Below are 18,321 nucleotides of genomic sequence, written 5' to 3'. Positions count from 1 at the left end.
GGTTCTCGGTACTGCGTTCGTCACTACAGGTCGGTATGTGGTCACCCGCGGGGATGACGGTACGCGAACGGCGTCAGGCCGTGCGCACGCGCTCCAGCGCTCGGTCGGTGATGGACCGCGAGCCGCGGCCCACGGCGAGCGTGCCGGACTTCACGATCTCGCGGACGCCGTACGGCTCAAGCGCCGCGAGCAGCGCGGACAGCTTGGCGGCCGTGCCGGTCGCCTCGATGACGACCGTGTCGGGGACGACGTCCACGACGTGGGCGCGGAAGAGGTCGACGACCTCGAGCACCCCCGCGCGGGTGGCCTGGTCGGCCCGCACCTTGACGAGCAGGAGCTCGCGCTGCACGGACGACTCGGGGTCGAGCTCGACGATCTTGATGACGTTGATCAGCTTGTTCAGCTGCTTCGTCACGTGCTCGAGCGGGTGCTCCTCGACGTCGACCACCACGGTGATGCGCGAGATCTCCTCGTGCTCCGTGGGCCCGACGGCCAGGGAGTGGATGTTGAACGCCCGGCGGGCGAACAGCGCGGTGACGCGGGTGAGGACGCCGGGCTTGTTCTCGACCAGCACGGACAGGGTGTGACGCGACATGGGTGGCTCCGTCTCTGCTCGTCGGCCGGTCAGTCTTCGCGGTCCCACGCGGGCGAGATGCCGCGCGCGTACTGGATGTCGTCGTTCGGCACCCCGGCGGCGACCATCGGCCACACCATGGCGTCGCGCGAGACCTGGAAGTCGATGACCACGGGGCGGTCGTCGATCTCCTGCGCCCGCTTGATCGCGGCGTCGACCTCGTCCTCGCGCTCCACGCGGATGCCCTCGCAGCCGTACGCGTCCGCGAGCTTCACGAAGTCCGGAATACGCCGGGTCCCGTGCCCGGTGTGCAGGTCGGTGTTGGAGTAGCGCTCGTCGTAGAAGAGCGTCTGCCACTGCCGCACCATGCCGAGCGAGCTGTTGTTGATCAGCGCCACCTTGATGGGGATGTCGTTGATCGCGCAGGTCGCGAGCTCCTGGTTGGTCATCTGGAAGCAGCCGTCGCCGTCGATGGCCCACACCTCGCGGTCGGGCTCGCCGACCTTGGCGCCCATCGCGGCGGGGACCGCGAAGCCCATGGTGCCCAGGCCCGCGGAGTTCAGCCAGGTGCGCGGGCGCTCGTAGCGGATGAACTGCGCCGCCCACATCTGGTGCTGCCCCACGCCCGCGGCGTAGATCGCGTCCGGGCCGGCCAGCTCGCCCAGGCGGGAGATCACGTGCTGCGGGGACAGGTGGCCGTCGTCGGTGGGCGAGTAGCCCAGCGGGTACGTCTCGCGCCACGTGTCGAGCTGGTGCCACCAGGCCGCCAGGTCGGGCTTGCCCACCTTGGCGTGCTCGGCCTCGAGGGCGGGCACCAGGTCCGCGATGACCTCGCGCAGGTCGCCGACGATCGGCACGTCCACCGGGCGGTTCTTGCCGATCTCCGCGGGGTCGATGTCGGCGTGCACGACGGCGGCGTGCGGGGCGAAGCTCGACAGGCGGCCGGTCACGCGGTCGTCGAAGCGGGCGCCGAGGGCCACCACGAGGTCGGCCTTCTGCAGCGCGGCAACGGCCGGGACGGTGCCGTGCATGCCCGGCATGCCCAGGTGCTGCGGGTGGCTGTCCGGCACCGCGCCGCGGGCGGTGAGCGTCGTGACGACGGCCGCGCCCGAGGTGTCGACCAGCCGGCGCAGCGCCTCCGACGCGCCGGACCGGACGACGCCGCCGCCCACGTACAGCACCGGGCGGCGGGCGGTGGCGAGGAGCTTGGCGGCCTCGCGGATCTGCTTGGCGTGCGGCTTGGTCACCGGGTGGTAGCCGGGCAGCGACAGCTCCTGCGGCCAGGAGAACTCGGTGGTGGCCTGCATGGCGGACTTCGCGATGTCGACCAGCACCGGGCCGGGCCGGCCCGTCGACGCGATGTGGAACGCCTCCGCGATCGTGCGCGGGATCTCCGCCGGGTCGGTGACCAGGTAGGAGTGCTTGGTGATCGGCATCGTGATGCCGACGATGTCCGCCTCCTGGAACCCGTCGGTACCGATGAGGGACTGCGCCACCTGGCCGGTGATCGCGACCAGCGGGACGGAGTCCATGTGCGCGTCGGCGATGGGCGTCACGAGGTTGGTCGCGCCGGGGCCCGAGGTCGCCATCGTCACGCCGACCTTGCCGGTCGCGTGGGCGTAGCCCTGGGCCGCGTGCCCGCCGCCCTGCTCGTGCCGCACCAGGACGTGGCGGATCTGCTTCGAGTCCATGAGCGGGTCGTAGAGCGGGAGGATCGCGCCACCCGGGATGCCGAAGACGTTCTCGACGCCGACCGACTCGAGCGAGCGGACGATCGACTCGGCGCCGGTGACCTCCTCACCGGACACGGTTCGGCCGGCGGCACCGTCGGCACTGCGCGACGCGGTGCGGGCGGCCACCTGGGCGGGGGTCGGGTTCGGCTGGACCATCGGTCTCTCCTGCCGGTCGGTCTTGCGGGCGAAGGGTCTGGCGAGGGGTGTCGCTGCAATGAAAAACCCCCCGGTCCCGGGATGACGGGACTGACGAGGGGTGAGCGCGCTGACGAAGCCTGGTGCGTGGGCCTAGTCGGCGCGCCCGGGAAGAAGTACTACGAGGATCGTCTGCACGGATCGAACGTTACGCCCGCGGTTCGCCGATGTCACGTCGTGAGCCCGGTGTCCCATCATGCGGACAGCATGGGGGTCACCGGGCTCACGACCTGCGCCGCGACGGCGACGGTCAGCTCACGGTCAGCTCACGTCGCGACGCCGGAACACGAGCAGCGCGAGCAGAGTGACGACGACGGCGAGCGCCGCGACGGTCAGCCCGCCCTGCGCGGTGGTCACGACGTGGTCCACCGGGACGCACGAGAACACGCCGTCGGCGTCCGGGGTGCACCGCTCCGTCGTGTACACGTACCCGCCCTGCAACCAGGCCGAGAGCGCCGTCGTCGGCAGCCAGCGCTGCACCTCGCCGAACGAGTAGGCGAAGGCCACGCAGGCCCAGGCGACCACGCCGACCAGACCGACGGCGGCGGCCGCGTGCTTGAACAGCGTGCCGAGCGCCACGCCGAGCGCGGCGAGCACGGCCCCGGCCGCGACGAGGCGCCCGGTGAACGCGGCGACCTCCAGCCAGACGGCGCCGGTGAGGTCGCCGAGCGTGCCGAACGAGGCGTACACCGCGTACGAGGCGCCGACCAGGAGCGCGAACCCGACCAGCACCAGCGGGACCGTGCCGAGCGCGGCGGCCACCGCCTTCGACCAGTACACGCGCTGCCGACGCGGCTCGAACGTGAGCCACATCCCCAGCGACCCGCTGTTGATCTCGGCGGTCACGAAGCTCACCCCGACCACCAGCGCGACGAGGAGCAGCAGCACCGCGAGGTCGTCGAGCGACGCGAGACCCGACCACCCGTTCCACACCGAGGCCTGGATCTCCGTCACGGCGGCCCGGGTCGCGCCGTCCTGCGCGTTGACCTCGGGCTCCCCGTAGAGCATCTCGACCTGGGCCTCGTCGGGGACGAAGGTCTGCGTGGGCGGCAGGTACCAGTCCAGGCGGGGGGCCAGCTGGTCGCAGCCCCACTCCTGCGGGGTGAGGCCTTCGGCCTCGGCCGCGGCCTCGCAGTCGGCGACCTGCTGCTCCCCGTCCTTCTCCCACTCCTCCTGGTCGGACGCGAACATCTCCTGCGCGTTCGCGACCTCCTGGGCGCTCGGCGGGGGCGCCGACAGGAACGTCGCCGCGCCGCTCAGGGCGACCAGCGCGAGAACTCCGACGCACGCCCAGCGCGTGATCTGGCGCGCCCACAACCGGCGCAGCTCGACGCGCAGCAGGCGGCTCATGCGTCCGCCTCCGGGGCCGCCGGGGTGGCCGGCGTCGTCGCGGAGTGCGCCGGCTCGGGCGGCGGGCCACCACGACGCGTGCGGTCGCCCTGGTGCGTGTGACCGCCGGGCGTCTCGTGCGCCGTGAGGCCCAGGAACACCGACTCGAGGTCGGCCTGGAGCGGGGTGAGCTCGCGCACCCACACGCCACGCTCGCCGAGGGCGCGGTTCACGGCCGCGGGGTCGGCGGCGCCGTCGACGAGCAGCGCGTCGTGCTCGCGCCGCACGAGCAGCCCGCTGGTCTCGAGCACGCTGGTCGCGATGGTCAGGTCCGTCGGCGCGACGCGCAGCCGGACCGACCCGGTCGCGGAGCCGGCACCGATGAGGTCGGCCACCCGGCCCGAGGCGACGAGCCGCCCGCGGGCCACGATCGAGACCGTGTCGGCGATCTGCTCGACCTCGGCCAGGATGTGGCTGGACACCAGCACGGTCTTGCCCTGGTCGGCGAGGCCTCGCATGGTCTGCCGGATCTCCCGGATGCCCGCGGGGTCGAGGCCGTTGGTGGGCTCGTCGAAGATGAGCAGGTCGGGGTCCTTGAGCAGGGTCGCCGCGATCGCGAGCCGCTGCTTCATGCCGAGCGAGTAGCCCTTGTACTTGTCGCGTGCCCGCCCGGTGAGCCCGACCTCGTCGATGACGGCGTCCACCCGGCCGGCGGGGGCGTCGATCGCGTCGGCGAGCAGGCGCAGGTTGCGGCGGGCGCTGAACGCGGGGAAGAACTTGGGGCTCTCGACGATGGCGCCGACCCGTCCCACCACCTCGGGCAGCCGCTTCGGCACCTCGTGCCCGAAGATCGTCGCGGTCCCGCGGTCGGGCCGGACCAGGCCCAGGAGCATGCGGATCGTCGTCGTCTTCCCTGACCCGTTGGGGCCGAGGAACCCGTGCACGCCGCCCACGGGCACCTGCAGGTCGAGGCCCTCGACCCCGACCGACCTCCCTCGCACGCTCCGGTACGTCTTGCGGAGCCCTCGCGTCTCGATCGCGAGCTCTCCACCACCCCGGGCACCGTCGAGCACGGCCACCGCCACCTCCTCGTGGCCGCGGCGCGGCCTGTCGGTCGCGCCCGTCGGACGACGGCGCTGCCAGGGAGGATAGAGCAGCCTTGACGTGGGCGAAAGGTCTCCGCTACCCGAGGTTGACCCTGCTGCGACGGTTCACCCGGCCGGCTCGCCCGCCCACGCCTCGGCACGCCCCGGGATCACGGCGATGTCCACCTCGTTGCCCTCGGGGTCCGCGACCGTGCGCCAGAACGGCGCCTCCGCGTCCCGCACGACCGTGCCGCCGGCCGCGACGGCGGCGGCCACGCGTGCGTCGGCGACGTCCGCGGGGACCATGACGTCCACGTGGACCCGGTTGCGCTGCTCGCGCGGTTCGGCCATCGGCTGCAGGAACACCGAGGGACCGCGCAGCAGGGGGTCGTACAGGTCCGTCGTCCCGCGCTCGGCGTAGCCGAGCGCCGCCGCCCAGAACCGGCGCACCGCGTCGACGTCGAGGGCGTCGAACGTGAGCTGGACGTCGCGCAGGACGGCGGGCTCGGCGCGCAGCCCGAGGTCGCGGGCGGCGGCCTGCGCCCGCTGCGCCACCCCGAGCCGGGCGGGGCCGATCCAGCCGTCCTCGGGCGGTCCGACGCGCAGGGTGACGCCGGAGTACCGCAGGTCGGCGAACAGCGGCACGCCGGCCTCCTCGGCCGCGCGGGCCGCCCGGGCGACCAGCTCGACGCCCGCGTCGAAGCCGCCCGTCGCGTAGTACGCGCTGGCCCCCAGGAGCACCCGCCAGTCCTCCACGCCGCCCGCCGCCCGGAACTCCGCGGGCGTGAGCAGGCCGTCGGCCAGGTCCTCCTCGAACCCCTCCCAGGCGATGACGTCCGCCTCGTTCCCCTCCGCGTCCGCCAGCGTCCACCAGTGCGGCACGAACTCCTCGGTCGTGACCCGGCCCCCGGCCGCGAGCGCCGCGTCGACGCGCGCCTGCCGCACGTCGTGGGGCACGAAGACGTCGAGGTGCAGCCGGTTGCGCAGGGGCCGCGGCTCGTCCATGGCCTGGAACCAGACGCCGGGCCACCGCCCGTGCGGGTCGAGGAGGTCCGCCCCGGAGCGGGTGTGCCCGAGGACCACTCCCCAGAAGGGCATGACCTGCTCGCGGTCGGCGGCGTCGACGGTCAGCTCCACGTCCTGCACGGCCGAAGGGTCGGCGTCGAGCCCGAGATCCGCCGCCGCGGCGGAGACCTCCCGGGCCAGCGCGACGTCGCGCTCGCTCAGGCCGCCGACGTCGTGGGACAGCACGCGCACGACGACGCCGCCCGCCCGCAGGTCGACGTCCGGGTGGTGGTTCGCCGCGTCCGCGAGCACGCGGACCCGCTCGAGGAGGACGGCGCCCTGGCCGGGAGCACGCGTGCGGAAGAGGGCGCTCGCGCCGCGGGCGAGGGCACGCCAGTCCTCGGTGCCCCCGGCGGCCTCGAACCCGGCCGCGGTGATCTCGTCGGGCATGGCCTCCCCCGTCCGTCGGCGTCCTGGCTGCGGTGACCGACGGCGTCAGTGCCGCGACGTCTCGACCGGCAGCTCCAGCTCGGCCGCGGCGTCGCTGATCCGCCGGGCCAGGTCCACGTCGCGCGTCGTCAGGCCGCCGGCGTCGTGCGACGAGGTGCGGACCAGGACGGTGCCGTAGCGCAGGTCCACGTCGGGGTGGTGGTTCACGGCGTCCGCGATCTCGGCGATCGCGTCCACGAACCGCGCCCCGGCGGCGAAGGACCCGCTGCGGAACACGGCCCACGCGGAGCCCTCGTCCGCGTGCCAGTCGCCGACGCCGTCGGAGTGGGCGAACTGTCGCGGGGTGATCGAGTCGGTCATGCGCCCAGCATGGCCCGACCGCGCACCGTTCGCGCGGTGTCAGCCGGCGGGCAGGGGGTCGTCGTCGAACGCCGGGAGGCCGTCGATGCTCGTGCGGTTCTTCTGCCGGCGGTAGTCGGCCTGCCCGTCGGCGCCCTTGCGGTCCATGAACGGCGGCAGCAGGTCGCGCTCGCCCGCGTAGTCGAGCAGGGGCACGCCGTACCCGCAGGAGTCGGAGACCCGATCGACGTCGACCACGATCACGGCCCGCGCCCCGCGCCGCTCGGTGAACCGCGGCTCCCACGACGCGTACTCGTCGTCGTACAGCGTCACGACGCGCCCCCGGCCGTGCAGGCGGACGGTGTTCGGGGGCCCGTCGAAGGCGCAGAACATGAGGGTGATCCGGCCGTTCTCGCGCAGGTGCGCGATCGTCTCCGCGCCCGACGCCGTGAGGTCGAGGTAGGCCACGGTGTGCTCGTCGACCACGACGAACGACCCGTCGACCCCCTTGGGCGAGACGTTCACGCGCCCGTCCCCGGCGAGCGGGGCGGTGGCGACGAAGAACACGTGCTGCGACTCGACGAAGCCCCGCAACCGGCCGTCGATACGTTCGTGCACCTTTCCCATGGGCGCCATCCTGCCGCGCGGGCCGCGGCCGGTCGACGGCCGACCGGGTGGTGGGCGCTCAGCCCAGCACGGCGCCCTTGGACGCGGACTGCACCAGCTTCGTGTACTTGGCGAGCACCCCGCGGGTGTAGCCGTGCGGCACGGGGGTCCAGTCCGCCGTCCGGCGGGCGGCGAGCTCGGCGTCGTCGACCAGCAGGTCGAGCGTCTTGCTCGCGACGTCGAGCCGGATCCGGTCGCCGTCGCGCACGAACGCGATCGGCCCTGCGTCGACGGCCTCGGGCGCGATGTGCCCGACGCACAGCCCGGTGGTGCCGCCGGAGAACCGCCCGTCGGTGATGAGCAGCACGTCCTTGCCGAGGCCGGCGCCCTTGATCGCGCCGGTGATGGCGAGCATCTCGCGCATCCCCGGGCCGCCCTTGGGGCCCTCGTAGCGGATGACGACGACGTCGCCGGCGGTGATGGTGCCGTCCTCCAGCGCGTCCAGGGCGCTCCGCTCGCGCTCGAAGACGCGGGCGGTGCCCTCGAAGACGTCGGAGTCGAACCCCGCCGACTTCACGACCGCGCCCTCGGGGGCCAGCGACCCGTGCAGGATCGTGATGCCGCCCGTGGGGTGGATCGGCCGGTCGAGGGCACGCAGGATCTTGCCGTCCGGGTCGGGCGGGTCGATGTCCGCGAGGTTCTCCGCGACCGTGCGGCCCGTGACCGTGAGGCAGTCGCCGTGCAGCAGCCCGGCGTCGAGCAGCGCCTTCATCACCACGGGCACGCCCCCGATGCGGTCGACGTCGTTCATGACGTACCGGCCGAACGGCTTGAGGTCGCCGAGGTGCGGCACGCGGTCGGCGACGCGGGAGAAGTCGTCGAGGGTGAGCTCCACCTCGGCCTCGTGCGCGATGGCGAGCAGGTGCAGCACCGCGTTCGTCGAGCCGCCGAACGCCATCACCACGGCGATGGCGTTCTCGAAGGCCTCCTTGGTGAGGATCTGCCGCGCGGTGATGCCGCGCCGCAGCAGCTCCACGACCGCCTCGCCGGACGCCTGCGCGAACGCGTCGCGGCGGCGGTCGGCGGACGGAGGCGCGGCCGACCCGGGCAGCGACATGCCGAGCGCCTCGGCGGCCGACGCCATCGTGTTCGCCGTGTACATGCCGCCGCACGCACCCTCGCCGGGACAGATCGCGCGCTCGATCCGGCCGACGTCCTCCTCGCTCATCAGCCCGCGCGCGCAGGCCCCCACGGCCTCGAACGCGTCGATGATCGTCACGTCCTTCTCGGTGCCGTCGGACAGCTTCACCCAGCCGGGCATGATCGAGCCGGCGTAGAGGAACACGCTCGCGAGGTCGAGGCGCGCGGCCGCCATGAGCATCCCCGGGAGCGATTTGTCGCAGCCCGCGAGGAGGACCGAGCCGTCCAGCCGCTCCGCCTGCATCACCGTCTCCACGGAGTCGGCGATGACGTCGCGCGACACGAGCGAGAAGTGCATGCCCTCGTGCCCCATGGAGATGCCGTCGGAGACGGAGATGGTGCCGAACTCGAGCGGGTAGCCGCCGCCGGCGTGCACGCCGTGCTTCACCGCCTGCGACAGCCGGTCGAGCGACAGGTTGCACGGCGTGATCTCGTTCCACGAGCTCGCGACGCCGATCTGCGGCTTCGCGAAGTCGGCGTCCCCGAGGCCGACGGCGCGCAGCATGCCGCGCGCGGCGGTGGCCTCCAGGCCGTCGGTGACCTGGCGGGAGCGGGGCTTGAGATCCGGTGCGCGATCGGTCGTGAGGTCCGGGGTGGCTGGGGCGTCGGCGCTCATGGACTCACTGTAGGAGCGGCGCCGCCCGTGGTCGCGGCGGGCGACGATCCCTCAGCCGGCGGCGCCGTCCGGGCGCTCGCCCACGCGGGCCCACTCCTGCAGGCGGGCGATCACGAGGCCCGGCGCGAGGTCGTACCGCGGCAGCCGCGTCTCGCCCCCGGCGTGCTCGACGATGACCTGGTCGGACCAGGTGGGCCGGTCCCGGAGGTTGCCGCGCACCGCGCGGACGTCGGCGCGGGGGATCGCCAGAGGGCGACGACGCCGCTCCACCCGGAGCTCGTCGTCGGTCAGGACGAGCTGCCCGCTCCTGGACGCCACGAGCTGCGCCAGCGCGGCCACCATCCCGAGCGCGGCCACGACGGCCAGGACGACGGTCGACCGGTCCGCGCCGCCGGCCAGCCGCGCGGTGTTCACCGCGAGCACGCAGGTCCAGGTGACCAGCAGCCCCCAGAACAGCCGGGTCTGACGAGGCGTCCGGGCGACGACCTCGTGCATGCGTGCGCTCCCTCGGTCCGGGCGACGACCTCGTGCATGCGTGCGCTCCCTCGGTCCGGGCGGCGCGGCGCCGCCTCGCCCTCATGCTGGTCGGGAGGGCTCCTGCTCGCGCGCCCTGGTGACCTCGACCAGCGCGTCGCGTACCGCCTCGACGCCGACGCGCAGCTCGTCGAACGACGTCGACAGCGGCGAGAGTCCGAGGCGCAGCCCGTTCGGCCGGCGGAAGTCGGGGATGATGCCCCGCTCCCACAGCAGCGGCAGGGTGTCGGCGAACGCGTCGTGGTCGACGGTCACGTGGCTCCCCCGCCGGTCGTCGTCGCGCGGCGACGCGACCCGGACGCCGAGCGGAACGAGCAGGTCGTCCACCAGCTCCAGGGCGAACCGGGTGAGCGCCACCGACTTCGCGCGGACGGCGTCCAGCCCGGCGTCGGCGAGGAGGTCGAGCATGTCCTGCATCGCGAGCATCCCGACGATCGCGGGGGTGCCCGACAGGAATCGTCGCACCCCGGCGTGCGGCGCGTAGGCGGGGCCCATCTCGAACGGCTGGTCGCTGCCCATCCAGCCCTGGATCGGCTGGGTGAGCTCCTCCTGGAGGTCGGCGCGGACGTAGCCGAACGCGGGTGACCCGGGCCCGCCGTTGAGGTACTTGTACGTGCACCCGGCGGCGAGGTCGGCACCCCACGCGTCCAGCGCGACGGGCACCGCGCCGGCGGAGTGGCACAGGTCCCACAGCACGAGCGCCCCGGCGCCGTGCGCACGCCGCGTGATCTCCGCGGCGTCGCTCACGTACCCGGAGCGGTAGGCGACGTGGCTGAGCACCACGAGCGCCGTCCGGTCGGACAGGACGGCGGACACCTGCTCGGGCGTGACTCCGCCGTCGTGGTCCGGGGCGATCCAGCGCAGCGTGGCGCCGTGCTCGCGCGCGACACCCTCCAGGACGAAGCGGTCGGTCGGGAAGTTGCCGGCGTCGAGCACGATCTCGTCGCGCCCGGCGACGCGCGGGGACGCCAGCGCGGCCCGCACCAGCTTGTAGAGGATCACCGTCGTCGAGTCGCCGACGAACGTCTGGCCCGGCCCCGCGCCGAGCGCGACCGTGCCGACGCGGTCACCGACGCGCAGGGGCAGGTCGTACCACTCCTCGTCCCAGCCGCGGATGAGGCGCGCGCCCCACACGTCGGGCGCGAAGCGGGCGAGCCGCTCGGCCGACGCCTTCGTGGGGCGGCCGAGCGAGTTGCCGTCGAGGTAGGCGGTCACCTCCGTGGAGTCGACGAACGCGGCCTTGAACCGCGCCAGCGGGTCGGCGGCGTCCAGCGTGGCGGCGCGGGCGGTGGCGTTCTCGGTCATGCGGCTCCTCCGTCGGCGGGCGGGTGGGTGTCGGCAGGCGGGGCGAAGTCCGGGTCCCGCAGGTCGGCGACGTCGAGGACGGTCGCGCGGGCGAGCCAGGCGGCGTGGACAGCGCCCGGGTCGGCCGGGGCGGGCGCCGGGCCGGGCACGAACGACACGAGGCCGGCGGGCGGCTCGTCGCCGACCAGCGCGACGAGCAGCGACCGCCGGCCGAGTCCGGCCGCCGCGAGCGCGGCGAGCTCGCGGGCGTTCAGCCCCACGGGCAGCGGACCGTTGCCGAGGTCGGTGCCGTACCGGACCCGTCCGCCGGCCGCGACGAAGCGGCGCACGTTGTCCAGCGCCGCCTCGTGCTCGCGCGTCGGGTCGCCCCAGCCGTGGATGTCGAGCGTGCTGAGCCAGGTCATCGACCGTCGCCCTGTCGGCCCACCCGTCGCCCTGCCGGCGGCCATCGCGACGAGCAGCTCGTCGGGCAGGCGCTCGCTGAAGGGCGCGTGCGCGAGCCGGTCGACGCCCGCCTCGAACGCCCGCACCGCCTGGCCCGGCCCCTCGGCGTGCGCGACGACGTCGGTCCCGCGCTCGTGCGCCCGTCCGACGACGGCGGCCAGGGTGACGTCGTCGGGCACCGGGCCGGCGTCGCCGTGCAGGGCGACCTTGACGAACGACGCGCCCGCCGCGACCTGCCGGTCCACGGCCGCGACGGCGGCGGCCGGGTCGGCGACCTCCTCGACCGCTCCCGGGGGCGCCCACGACCGGTCGCTCGGATACCCGCCCGGCGCGGTGAGGAACGCGCCCGCGTACGCGACGCGCGGCAGCGCCGGGTCGGCGGCCAGGGCCGCGACGTCGTCGGGGATCCAGCCCAGGTCGTGCACCGCGGCGACGCCGCGGGAACGCAGCGGCGCCGGGTCCACCAGCCCCAGGTGCACATGCGCGTCCGTGAACGGCGGCAGCAGCGTGCCGCCCTCCCCCAGCCGGCGCCGCACCTCGGGCGGGACGTCGGCAGGGAGGCCGACCGGGGCGACACCCGGGGGCACGACCAGCGCTCCGGTCACGACCGGGCGCCCGGTCCGGCCGTCGCGCCGAGCTCGGTGCGCACGGCGAAGAGCTCGGGGAAGAAGGTGAGGTCGAGAGCCCGCTGGAGGAAGCCGACGCCGCTGGAGCCCCCGGTGCCCCGCTTGGTGCCGATGATGCGCAGCACGGTCTTCATGTGGCGGAAGCGCCAGAGCTGGAAGTTGTCCTCGAGGTCGACGAGCTCCTCGCACGTCTCGTACGCCGACCAGTCCGACTCGGGGTCGGCGTAGATCCGGCGGAACACCTCGACCAGGTCGTCGTCGAGCGTGTGCGCTGTCGTGACGTCGCGCTCGAGCACGCGTCGCGGCACGTCGTGGCCGTGGCGGGAGAGGTAGCGCAGGAACTCGTCGTACACGCTGGGCTCGCCGAGCAGCCGCGCGAGCTCTGCCTGCGCCTCGGGCTCGGCGTCGAACACCGCGAGCATGCGGGCGTTCTTGTTGCCCAGCAGGAACTCGACCGCCCGGTACTGCCACGACTGGAAGCCGGACGCGTTCCCGAGGAAGCCGCGGAACTGGGCGTACTCGCTGGGCGTGAGCGTCGCGAGCACCGACCACTGCTCGGTGAGCGTGCGCTGCACGTGCTTGACGCGGGCGATGCGCTTGAGCGCCGCGCCGAGCTCGTCCGCGGCGAGCAGGTCGCGCGCGGAGACCAGCTCGTGCAGCACGAGCTTGAGCCACAGCTCCGTGGTCTGGTGCTGCACGATGAACAGCATCTCGTCGTGGTGCGCGGGGCTGCTGATCGGCTCCTGCGCGGCCAGGAGCGTGTCCAGGTGCAGGTACGAGCCGTAGGTCATGCGCTCGCGCAGGTCCGTGACGATCCCCGGTTCCAGCTCGCGCTCGTTGGACGGGGCAGGGGGCGCGGCGGGGGGCTCGGGCTGGTCGACCATGCCCCGGAGCCTAAGGCAGCGCGCGCGGCGCCCGCCCACACCCCGGCACGGGGTCGGGGCGGGCGCCGTCGAGGGTCCGCCGGTGTCAGCGGCGCGCGATGAGGGACACGTCGCGCACCGCGCCGCGGTCGGCCGACGTCGCCATCGCGGCGTACGCCTGCAGCGCCGGGGAGACGTAGCGGTCGCGGTTCAGCGGCTGCCACGGGTTCTCGCGGGCCTCCATCTTGGCGCGCCGCTCGGCGAGCACCTCGTCCGGCACGTTGACGCGGATCAGTCGGGTGTCGACGTCGATCTCGATCTCGTCCCCGTCCTCGATCAGCCCGATCGTGCCGCCGGCCGCCGCCTCGGGCGACACGTGCCCCACGGAGATGCCGCTCGACCCGCCGGAGAACCGACCGTCGGTGATGAGGGCGCAGACCTTGCCCAGGCCGCGGCCCTTGATGAACGACGTCGGGTAGAGCATCTCCTGCATGCCGGGGCCGCCGGCGGGGCCCTCGTAGCGCACGACGACGACGTGTCCCGGCTGGACCTGCTTGGTGAGGATCTTCTCGACCGCGTCGTCCTGCGACTCGCAGACGAGGGCCTTCCCCACGAAGTGGAAGACGTCGGGGTCGACGCCCGCGGTCTTGAAGACCGCGCCGTCCTCGGCGAGGTTGCCGCGCAGCACGGCCAGGCCGCCCTCCACGGTGTACGCGTGCTCAAGGTCGCGGATGCAGCCGTTCGCGGCGTCGGTGTCGAGGCTCTCCCAGACGTTGGACGTCGAGAAGGCCTGGGTGGTGCGGACCCCGCCGGGGGCGGCGTGGAAGAGCTCCTGCGCCCGCTCGGTGGCGTTGCCGCCCCGCACGTCCCAGTCGTCGAGCCACGCGCGCAGCGTGGGTGTGTGCACGGAGGTGACGTCGTGGTCGAGCAGGCCCGCACGGTCCAGCTCCCCCAGCAGCGCGGGGATGCCGCCGGCGCGGTGCACGTCCTCCATGTGGAAGTCCGGGTGGTTCGGCGCCACCTTGCTCAGGCACGGCACGCGGCGGCTGATCGCCTCGATGTCCGTGAGGTCGAAGTCGACCTCGCCCTCCTGGGCCGCGGCCAGGATGTGCAGCACCGTGTTGGTGGAGCCGCCCATCGCGACGTCGAGCGCCATGGCGTTCGAGAACGCCGCCTTCGTGGCGATCGAGCGCGGGGCGGCGGAGTCGTCCTCGTCCTCGTAGTAGCGCTTCGCGAGGTCGACGATGGTGCGACCCGCCTCGAGGAAGAGCTCCTTGCGGGCGGCGTGCGTGGCCAGCGTGGAGCCGTTGCCCGGCAGCGACAGCCCGAGCGCCTCCGTGAGGCAGTTCATCGAGTTCGCCGTGAACATGCCGGAGCACGAGCCGCACGTCGGGCAGGCGTTCTCCTCGACCTGGGCCAGCGCGGCGTCGGACACGTTGTCGTCGGCCGAGTAGTTGATCGCGTTGATGAGGTTCAGGGGCGTCTTCGCGACGCCGTCGGCGACGACGGCCTTGCCGGCCTCCATCGGCCCGCCCGACACGAAGATCACCGGGATGTTGAGCCGCAGCGCCGCGTTGAGCATGCCCGGCGTGATCTTGTCGCAGTTGGAGATGCACACGAGGGCGTCGGCGCAGTGCGCGTTGACCATGTACTCGACCGAGTCCGCGATGAGGTCGCGGCTGGGCAGCGAGTAGAGCATCCCGGCGTGGCCCATCGCGATGCCGTCGTCCACGGCGATGGTGTTGAACTCCTTGGACACGCCGCCCGCCTCGCGGATCGCCGAGGCGACCAGGTCGCCCATGTCCTTGAGGTGGACGTGACCGGGGACGAACTGCGTGTACGAGTTCGCGATCGCGATGATCGGCTTGCCGAAGTCCTCCGAGCCCATGCCGGTGGCGCGCCAGAGCGCGCGGGCACCGGACATGTTGCGGCCGTGGGTGGACGTCCGAGAGCGCAGGGGACGGCTCATGTCAGCTCCTTCGACGAGTTCTGCCGCGCCGTCGCGGACGACGCGCACGAGCACGCTACGCCCGCTGTCCCGCATCGCGGGCATCCGTCCGCCCAGTGGTCGGTTCACCTGCTGAAACGATCCGAAGGTCACGAAATGGTTGCGACGCGCCGGAGACCTTGGCAAGTTGTCCCAGGTTCATCAGTAATCCGTCCAAATCGGACGCACCACGTCCATCTCGCAGGCACCACGCAGCGCACCACGATCAGGGAGCTCACTCATGACCGCGACCGCCGCAGGCAGCACGACCGGCACGACCGTCACCGACCACGCCCGCAACGGGGAGGACGCCGACCGCGTCGTCACCCGGCCCGGCGCGCGACGCGCCCTCGCGCTGTGTCGCATCCTCCTGGCCGTGGTGTTCCTGTGGCCCGTGGCCGACAAGACCTTCGGCCTCGGGTACGCCACGCCGGACGAGCGGGCCTGGGTGGCGGGCAGCTCGCCGACCGAGGGCTACCTGAGCTCGATCGAGAGCCCGCTGGCCGCCGGTTTCGCCGCGCTGAGCGGCCCCGCCGTCGACTGGCTGTTCATGCTCGGGATGCTCGGCACGGGGATCGCGCTCCTGCTCGGCATCGGGCTGCGCGTGGCCGCCGTGGCGGGCGGGCTGCTCATGCTCACGCTGTGGCTCTCGACGTGGCCCTTCGCCGCCGGCTCGCAGAACCCGCTGGTCGACCAGCACCTCGTCTTCACGGCGCTGCTGGCCGCTCTCGCGCTCACCCGCGCCGGCGACACCTGGGGCCTCGGCCGCGCGTGGGCCGCCTCGCCGGTGCCCGGCAGCGCGAGCTGGCTGCGCTGACGCGGAGCCGCCCGGAGCCGCCCGGAGCCGCCCGGAGCCGCCCGGAGCCGCCCGAGGCACCCGAGGCACCCGAGGCACCCGGCGCCCCCACGGCGCCGGCGCGGTCAGGACGCGCCGGCGCTGTGGGTGTGCTCCAGCTCGTCCGCGTGGCGGATGTGCCGCGTCACCCACGGGGCCAGCAGCAGGAGGACCCCCGCGAACGCCAGCGCCACCACGCCGATGCCGCCGAAGTAGGCGGTGTCGGAGACCCCCTCGGTCGCCTCGATGGTCTGCGCGGTGATCGCCTGGCCGGCGGCCGACGACAGGAACCACAGGGCCATCGCCTGGCCGCGGAACGCTCGCGGCGCCAGCAGCGTCGTCGCCGCGATCCCAACCGGCGACAGGCACAGCTCGCCGAGCGTCTGGATCACGTAGACCCCGATGAGCACCCACGGCGGGGCGAGCTCGTCGGCGAAGACGGCCGACATCCCCGCGAGGAACAGGAACGACAGGGCCGCCAGCGTCAGGCCGATGACGAACTTGTACGCCGTGGGCGGCCGGTCCCCCGTCTTCGTCCAGATCCACGCGAACACCGGCGCCAGGATGATGATCGACGCCGGGTTGACCGACTGGAAGAAGGCGGGCGACAGGCTGATGCCGAACAGCTCGAGCTGGGTGCGGTCGGCGGCGAACGCCGCGAGCGTCGTCGCCGCCTGCTCGAAGATCATCCAGAACAGCATCGCGGCGACGAAGAGCGGCACGTACGCGACGACGCGCGGACGCTCGGCCGCCGTCACGCGCTTCGAGCGGTACATCACGACGAGCAGCACGACCGGCGTCACGAGGGCGAGGTACGACACGGCGTCGATGAACGTCTCGACGGCCCAGCCCCCGGCGACGACCGCGGCCAGGGCGGCGGCCACGACGATGGCGCCGACCACGTAGAGCCCGAGCCGCACCACGGCGGGGCGGTCCTCGGGCGTGATCGGGTTCGGCACGTCCGTCCCCGCGGCACCGAGGTACCGGTAGCCGCCGACGAAGAAGACGAGCGCGAACGCCATCCCGATCGCCGCCACCGCGAAGCCCGCGTGGTAGCCCCACGCCTGCTCGACGACGCCCACGATCAGCGGGGAGAAGAACGACCCGATGTTGATCCCCATGTAGAAGATCGAGAACGCCGGGTCGCGACGCTCGTCGTCGCGCGAGTACAGCTCGCCCACCATCGACGACACGTTGGGCTTGAGCAGGCCGGTGCCGAACGCGACCAGGCCGATCCCCAGCATGGAGAAGCCGTACGTGGGCAGGGTGAGCGACACGTGGCCGGCGGCGATGACGATCCCGCCGTACAGCACCGCGCGCCGGGCCCCGATCATCCGGTCGGCGAGCCAGCCGCCGACCACCGACAGCAGGTACACCGACGTGCCGTAGATCGAGACGAACGCGGCGCCGGTGGTGGCGTCCATCCCGAGGCCGCCGTTGGCCACCGTGTCGGTCAGGTAGTACAGGAGGATGGCGCGCATCCCGTAGTAGCTGAACCGCTCCCACAGCTCCGTGCCGGCCAGGGTCATGAGGCCGCGCGGGTGCCCGAAGAACGCGCGGTCGCCCTCGTGCTCCGGGTGCGACGGCGCCGCTGCCTGATCGGTCATGAAAAAACTCTCGCACCGGCGGGAGACGACGGCGACCGGGCGCCCCGGTAGGGGCACCCGGTCGCCCGGTCGTGAGGTGGTGCCGCGGTCAGCGGCGGTCGAGCTTCACCTGGCGGTTGACGTCCTTGTAGAGCAGGTAGCGGAACGGCTTCGGGCCCCCGGCGTAGCAGGCCTGCGGGCAGAAGGCGCGCAGCCACATGAAGTCGCCCTCCTGCACCTCGACCCAGTCGCCGTTGAGGCGGTACACGGCCTTGCCCTCGAGCACGTACAGGCCGTGCTCCATGATGTGCGTCTCCGCGAACGGGATGGAGCCGCCGGGCTGGAACGTCACGATGTTGACGTGCATGTCGTGCGCGAGGTCGTCGGGGTCGACGAAGCGCGTGGTGGCCCAGGCGCCGTCCGTGTCCGGCATGGGGCGCGGCTCGATGTCCTGCTCGCGGGTGACGAAGGTCTTCGCCTCGTAGCCGTCGACGCGCTCGTAGACCTTGCGGACCCACTGGAACGCGGCCTTGGCGCCCGAGCGGTTGTGCAGCGACCACTCGTCGCCGGCGGCGAGGTACGCGTAGCCGCCGGGCTCGAGGGTGTGCTCCTCGCCGCCGACCGTGAGGGTCAGCGTGCCCTCCGTGACGAAGACGACGGACTGCACGGTGTCCTCGACCTCGCCGCGGTCGGTCCCGCCGCCCGGGGAGACCTCGACGACGTACTGCGCGAAGGTCGTCGCGAAGCCCTCGACGGGGCGCGCGAGCACCCACAGGCGGGTCCGGTCCCAGCCGGGCAGGTTCGACGTGACGATGTCGCGCAGCACGCCGCGCGGGATGACGGTGTACGCCTCCGTGACGATCGCCCGGTCGGTGAGCAGCTCCTCCTGCCCGGGCAGCCCGCCCTGCGGCGTGTAGTAGCGGGTGGTCTGGGGCTGCGTCATCGTCTCTCCTCATCGAGCCGTCGATTCCATGTTTCGGAATACTGTTTCTACGATCCGAATTTAGAG

At 73.2% G+C, this 18,321-nt stretch carries 16 protein-coding genes; 1 reads left to right on the top strand and 15 read right to left on the bottom strand.

Annotation, left to right across the window (positions count from 1 at the left end):
• Window positions 1-73: 73 nt before the first annotated feature.
• The 13 genes from ilvN to ilvD (ACFQ8Y_RS17835) form a co-directional block, all read right to left on the bottom strand.
• Window positions 74-595 carry an acetolactate synthase small subunit gene (ilvN, locus tag ACFQ8Y_RS17895; RefSeq protein WP_430550344.1) on the bottom strand — a complete coding sequence of 174 codons (522 nt, stop codon included), beginning with the start codon at window positions 593-595 and terminating at the stop codon, window positions 74-76.
• Window positions 596-624: 29 nt separating this feature from the next.
• Complete coding sequence (locus ACFQ8Y_RS17890; RefSeq protein ID WP_430550345.1) at window positions 625-2,463, bottom strand: acetolactate synthase large subunit; 1,839 nt, start codon at window positions 2,461-2,463, stop codon at window positions 625-627.
• Window positions 2,464-2,763: 300 nt separating this feature from the next.
• Entirely contained in the window at window positions 2,764-3,852 is a 1,089-nt protein-coding gene (locus ACFQ8Y_RS17885) for an ABC transporter permease subunit (protein WP_430564116.1), read from the bottom strand.
• Window positions 3,849-4,910 (bottom strand): ABC transporter ATP-binding protein, encoded by a 1,062-nt coding sequence (locus tag ACFQ8Y_RS17880; protein WP_430550347.1) that lies wholly within the window; start codon window positions 4,908-4,910, stop codon window positions 3,849-3,851. Before ACFQ8Y_RS17880 ends, ACFQ8Y_RS17885 begins: the two co-directional genes overlap by 4 nt.
• A gap of 132 nt (window positions 4,911-5,042) precedes the next feature.
• Window positions 5,043-6,371: a VOC family protein gene (locus ACFQ8Y_RS17875; RefSeq protein ID WP_430586313.1), complete on the bottom strand. Its 1,329-nt coding sequence runs from the start codon at window positions 6,369-6,371 to the stop codon at window positions 5,043-5,045.
• Between the two features lie 45 nt (window positions 6,372-6,416).
• Window positions 6,417-6,731: a 4a-hydroxytetrahydrobiopterin dehydratase gene (locus ACFQ8Y_RS17870; protein WP_430550349.1), complete on the bottom strand. Its 315-nt coding sequence runs from the start codon at window positions 6,729-6,731 to the stop codon at window positions 6,417-6,419.
• 39 nt (window positions 6,732-6,770) lie between these two features.
• Window positions 6,771-7,337 (bottom strand): pyridoxamine 5'-phosphate oxidase family protein, encoded by a 567-nt coding sequence (locus tag ACFQ8Y_RS17865; protein WP_430586312.1) that lies wholly within the window; start codon window positions 7,335-7,337, stop codon window positions 6,771-6,773.
• A gap of 58 nt (window positions 7,338-7,395) precedes the next feature.
• Window positions 7,396-9,132 carry a dihydroxy-acid dehydratase gene (gene ilvD, locus ACFQ8Y_RS17860; RefSeq protein WP_430564113.1) on the bottom strand — a complete coding sequence of 579 codons (1,737 nt, stop codon included), beginning with the start codon at window positions 9,130-9,132 and terminating at the stop codon, window positions 7,396-7,398.
• A 51-nt stretch (window positions 9,133-9,183) separates the two neighbouring features.
• Window positions 9,184-9,627: a hypothetical protein gene (locus ACFQ8Y_RS17855; protein WP_430564112.1), complete on the bottom strand. Its 444-nt coding sequence runs from the start codon at window positions 9,625-9,627 to the stop codon at window positions 9,184-9,186.
• Between the two features lie 81 nt (window positions 9,628-9,708).
• Window positions 9,709-10,971, bottom strand: a complete 1,263-nt coding sequence (locus tag ACFQ8Y_RS17850; RefSeq protein WP_430586311.1) for a kynureninase — start codon at window positions 10,969-10,971, stop codon at window positions 9,709-9,711.
• Window positions 10,968-12,020: an amidohydrolase gene (locus ACFQ8Y_RS17845; protein ID WP_430586310.1), complete on the bottom strand. Its 1,053-nt coding sequence runs from the start codon at window positions 12,018-12,020 to the stop codon at window positions 10,968-10,970. Before ACFQ8Y_RS17845 ends, ACFQ8Y_RS17850 begins: the two co-directional genes overlap by 4 nt.
• Window positions 12,017-12,925 carry a tryptophan 2,3-dioxygenase gene (locus ACFQ8Y_RS17840; protein ID WP_430586309.1) on the bottom strand — a complete coding sequence of 303 codons (909 nt, stop codon included), beginning with the start codon at window positions 12,923-12,925 and terminating at the stop codon, window positions 12,017-12,019. Before ACFQ8Y_RS17840 ends, ACFQ8Y_RS17845 begins: the two co-directional genes overlap by 4 nt.
• 85 nt (window positions 12,926-13,010) lie before the next feature.
• A complete protein-coding gene (gene ilvD / locus ACFQ8Y_RS17835; RefSeq protein WP_430586308.1) occupies window positions 13,011-14,873 on the bottom strand; it encodes a dihydroxy-acid dehydratase in 1,863 nt (620 codons plus the stop codon).
• A 259-nt stretch (window positions 14,874-15,132) separates the two neighbouring features.
• On the opposite strand from ilvD (ACFQ8Y_RS17835), the gene ACFQ8Y_RS17830 reads away from it, so the two are divergent.
• A complete protein-coding gene (locus ACFQ8Y_RS17830; protein ID WP_430550357.1) occupies window positions 15,133-15,708 on the top strand; it encodes a DoxX family protein in 576 nt (191 codons plus the stop codon).
• A gap of 104 nt (window positions 15,709-15,812) precedes the next feature.
• Here ACFQ8Y_RS17830 and ACFQ8Y_RS17825 read toward each other — a convergent pair whose 3' ends face one another.
• Both ACFQ8Y_RS17825 and ACFQ8Y_RS17820 read right to left on the bottom strand, forming a co-directional pair.
• On the bottom strand, window positions 15,813-17,333 hold the full coding sequence (locus ACFQ8Y_RS17825; RefSeq protein WP_430550358.1) for a peptide MFS transporter: 1,521 nt from the start codon (window positions 17,331-17,333) through the stop codon (window positions 15,813-15,815).
• A gap of 88 nt (window positions 17,334-17,421) precedes the next feature.
• Window positions 17,422-18,255, bottom strand: a complete 834-nt coding sequence (locus tag ACFQ8Y_RS17820; protein WP_430550359.1) for a bifunctional allantoicase/(S)-ureidoglycine aminohydrolase — start codon at window positions 18,253-18,255, stop codon at window positions 17,422-17,424.
• Window positions 18,256-18,321: the final 66 nt, after the last annotated feature.

The sequence above is a fragment of the Isoptericola sp. NPDC056605 genome, assembly GCF_042792795.1.
In the GTDB taxonomy this organism is placed as follows: Bacteria; Actinomycetota; Actinomycetes; order Actinomycetales; family Cellulomonadaceae; genus Isoptericola.
The sequence above is the reverse complement of the archived record's forward strand: the minus strand, read 5'-3'. Positions and strand labels throughout refer to the sequence as shown.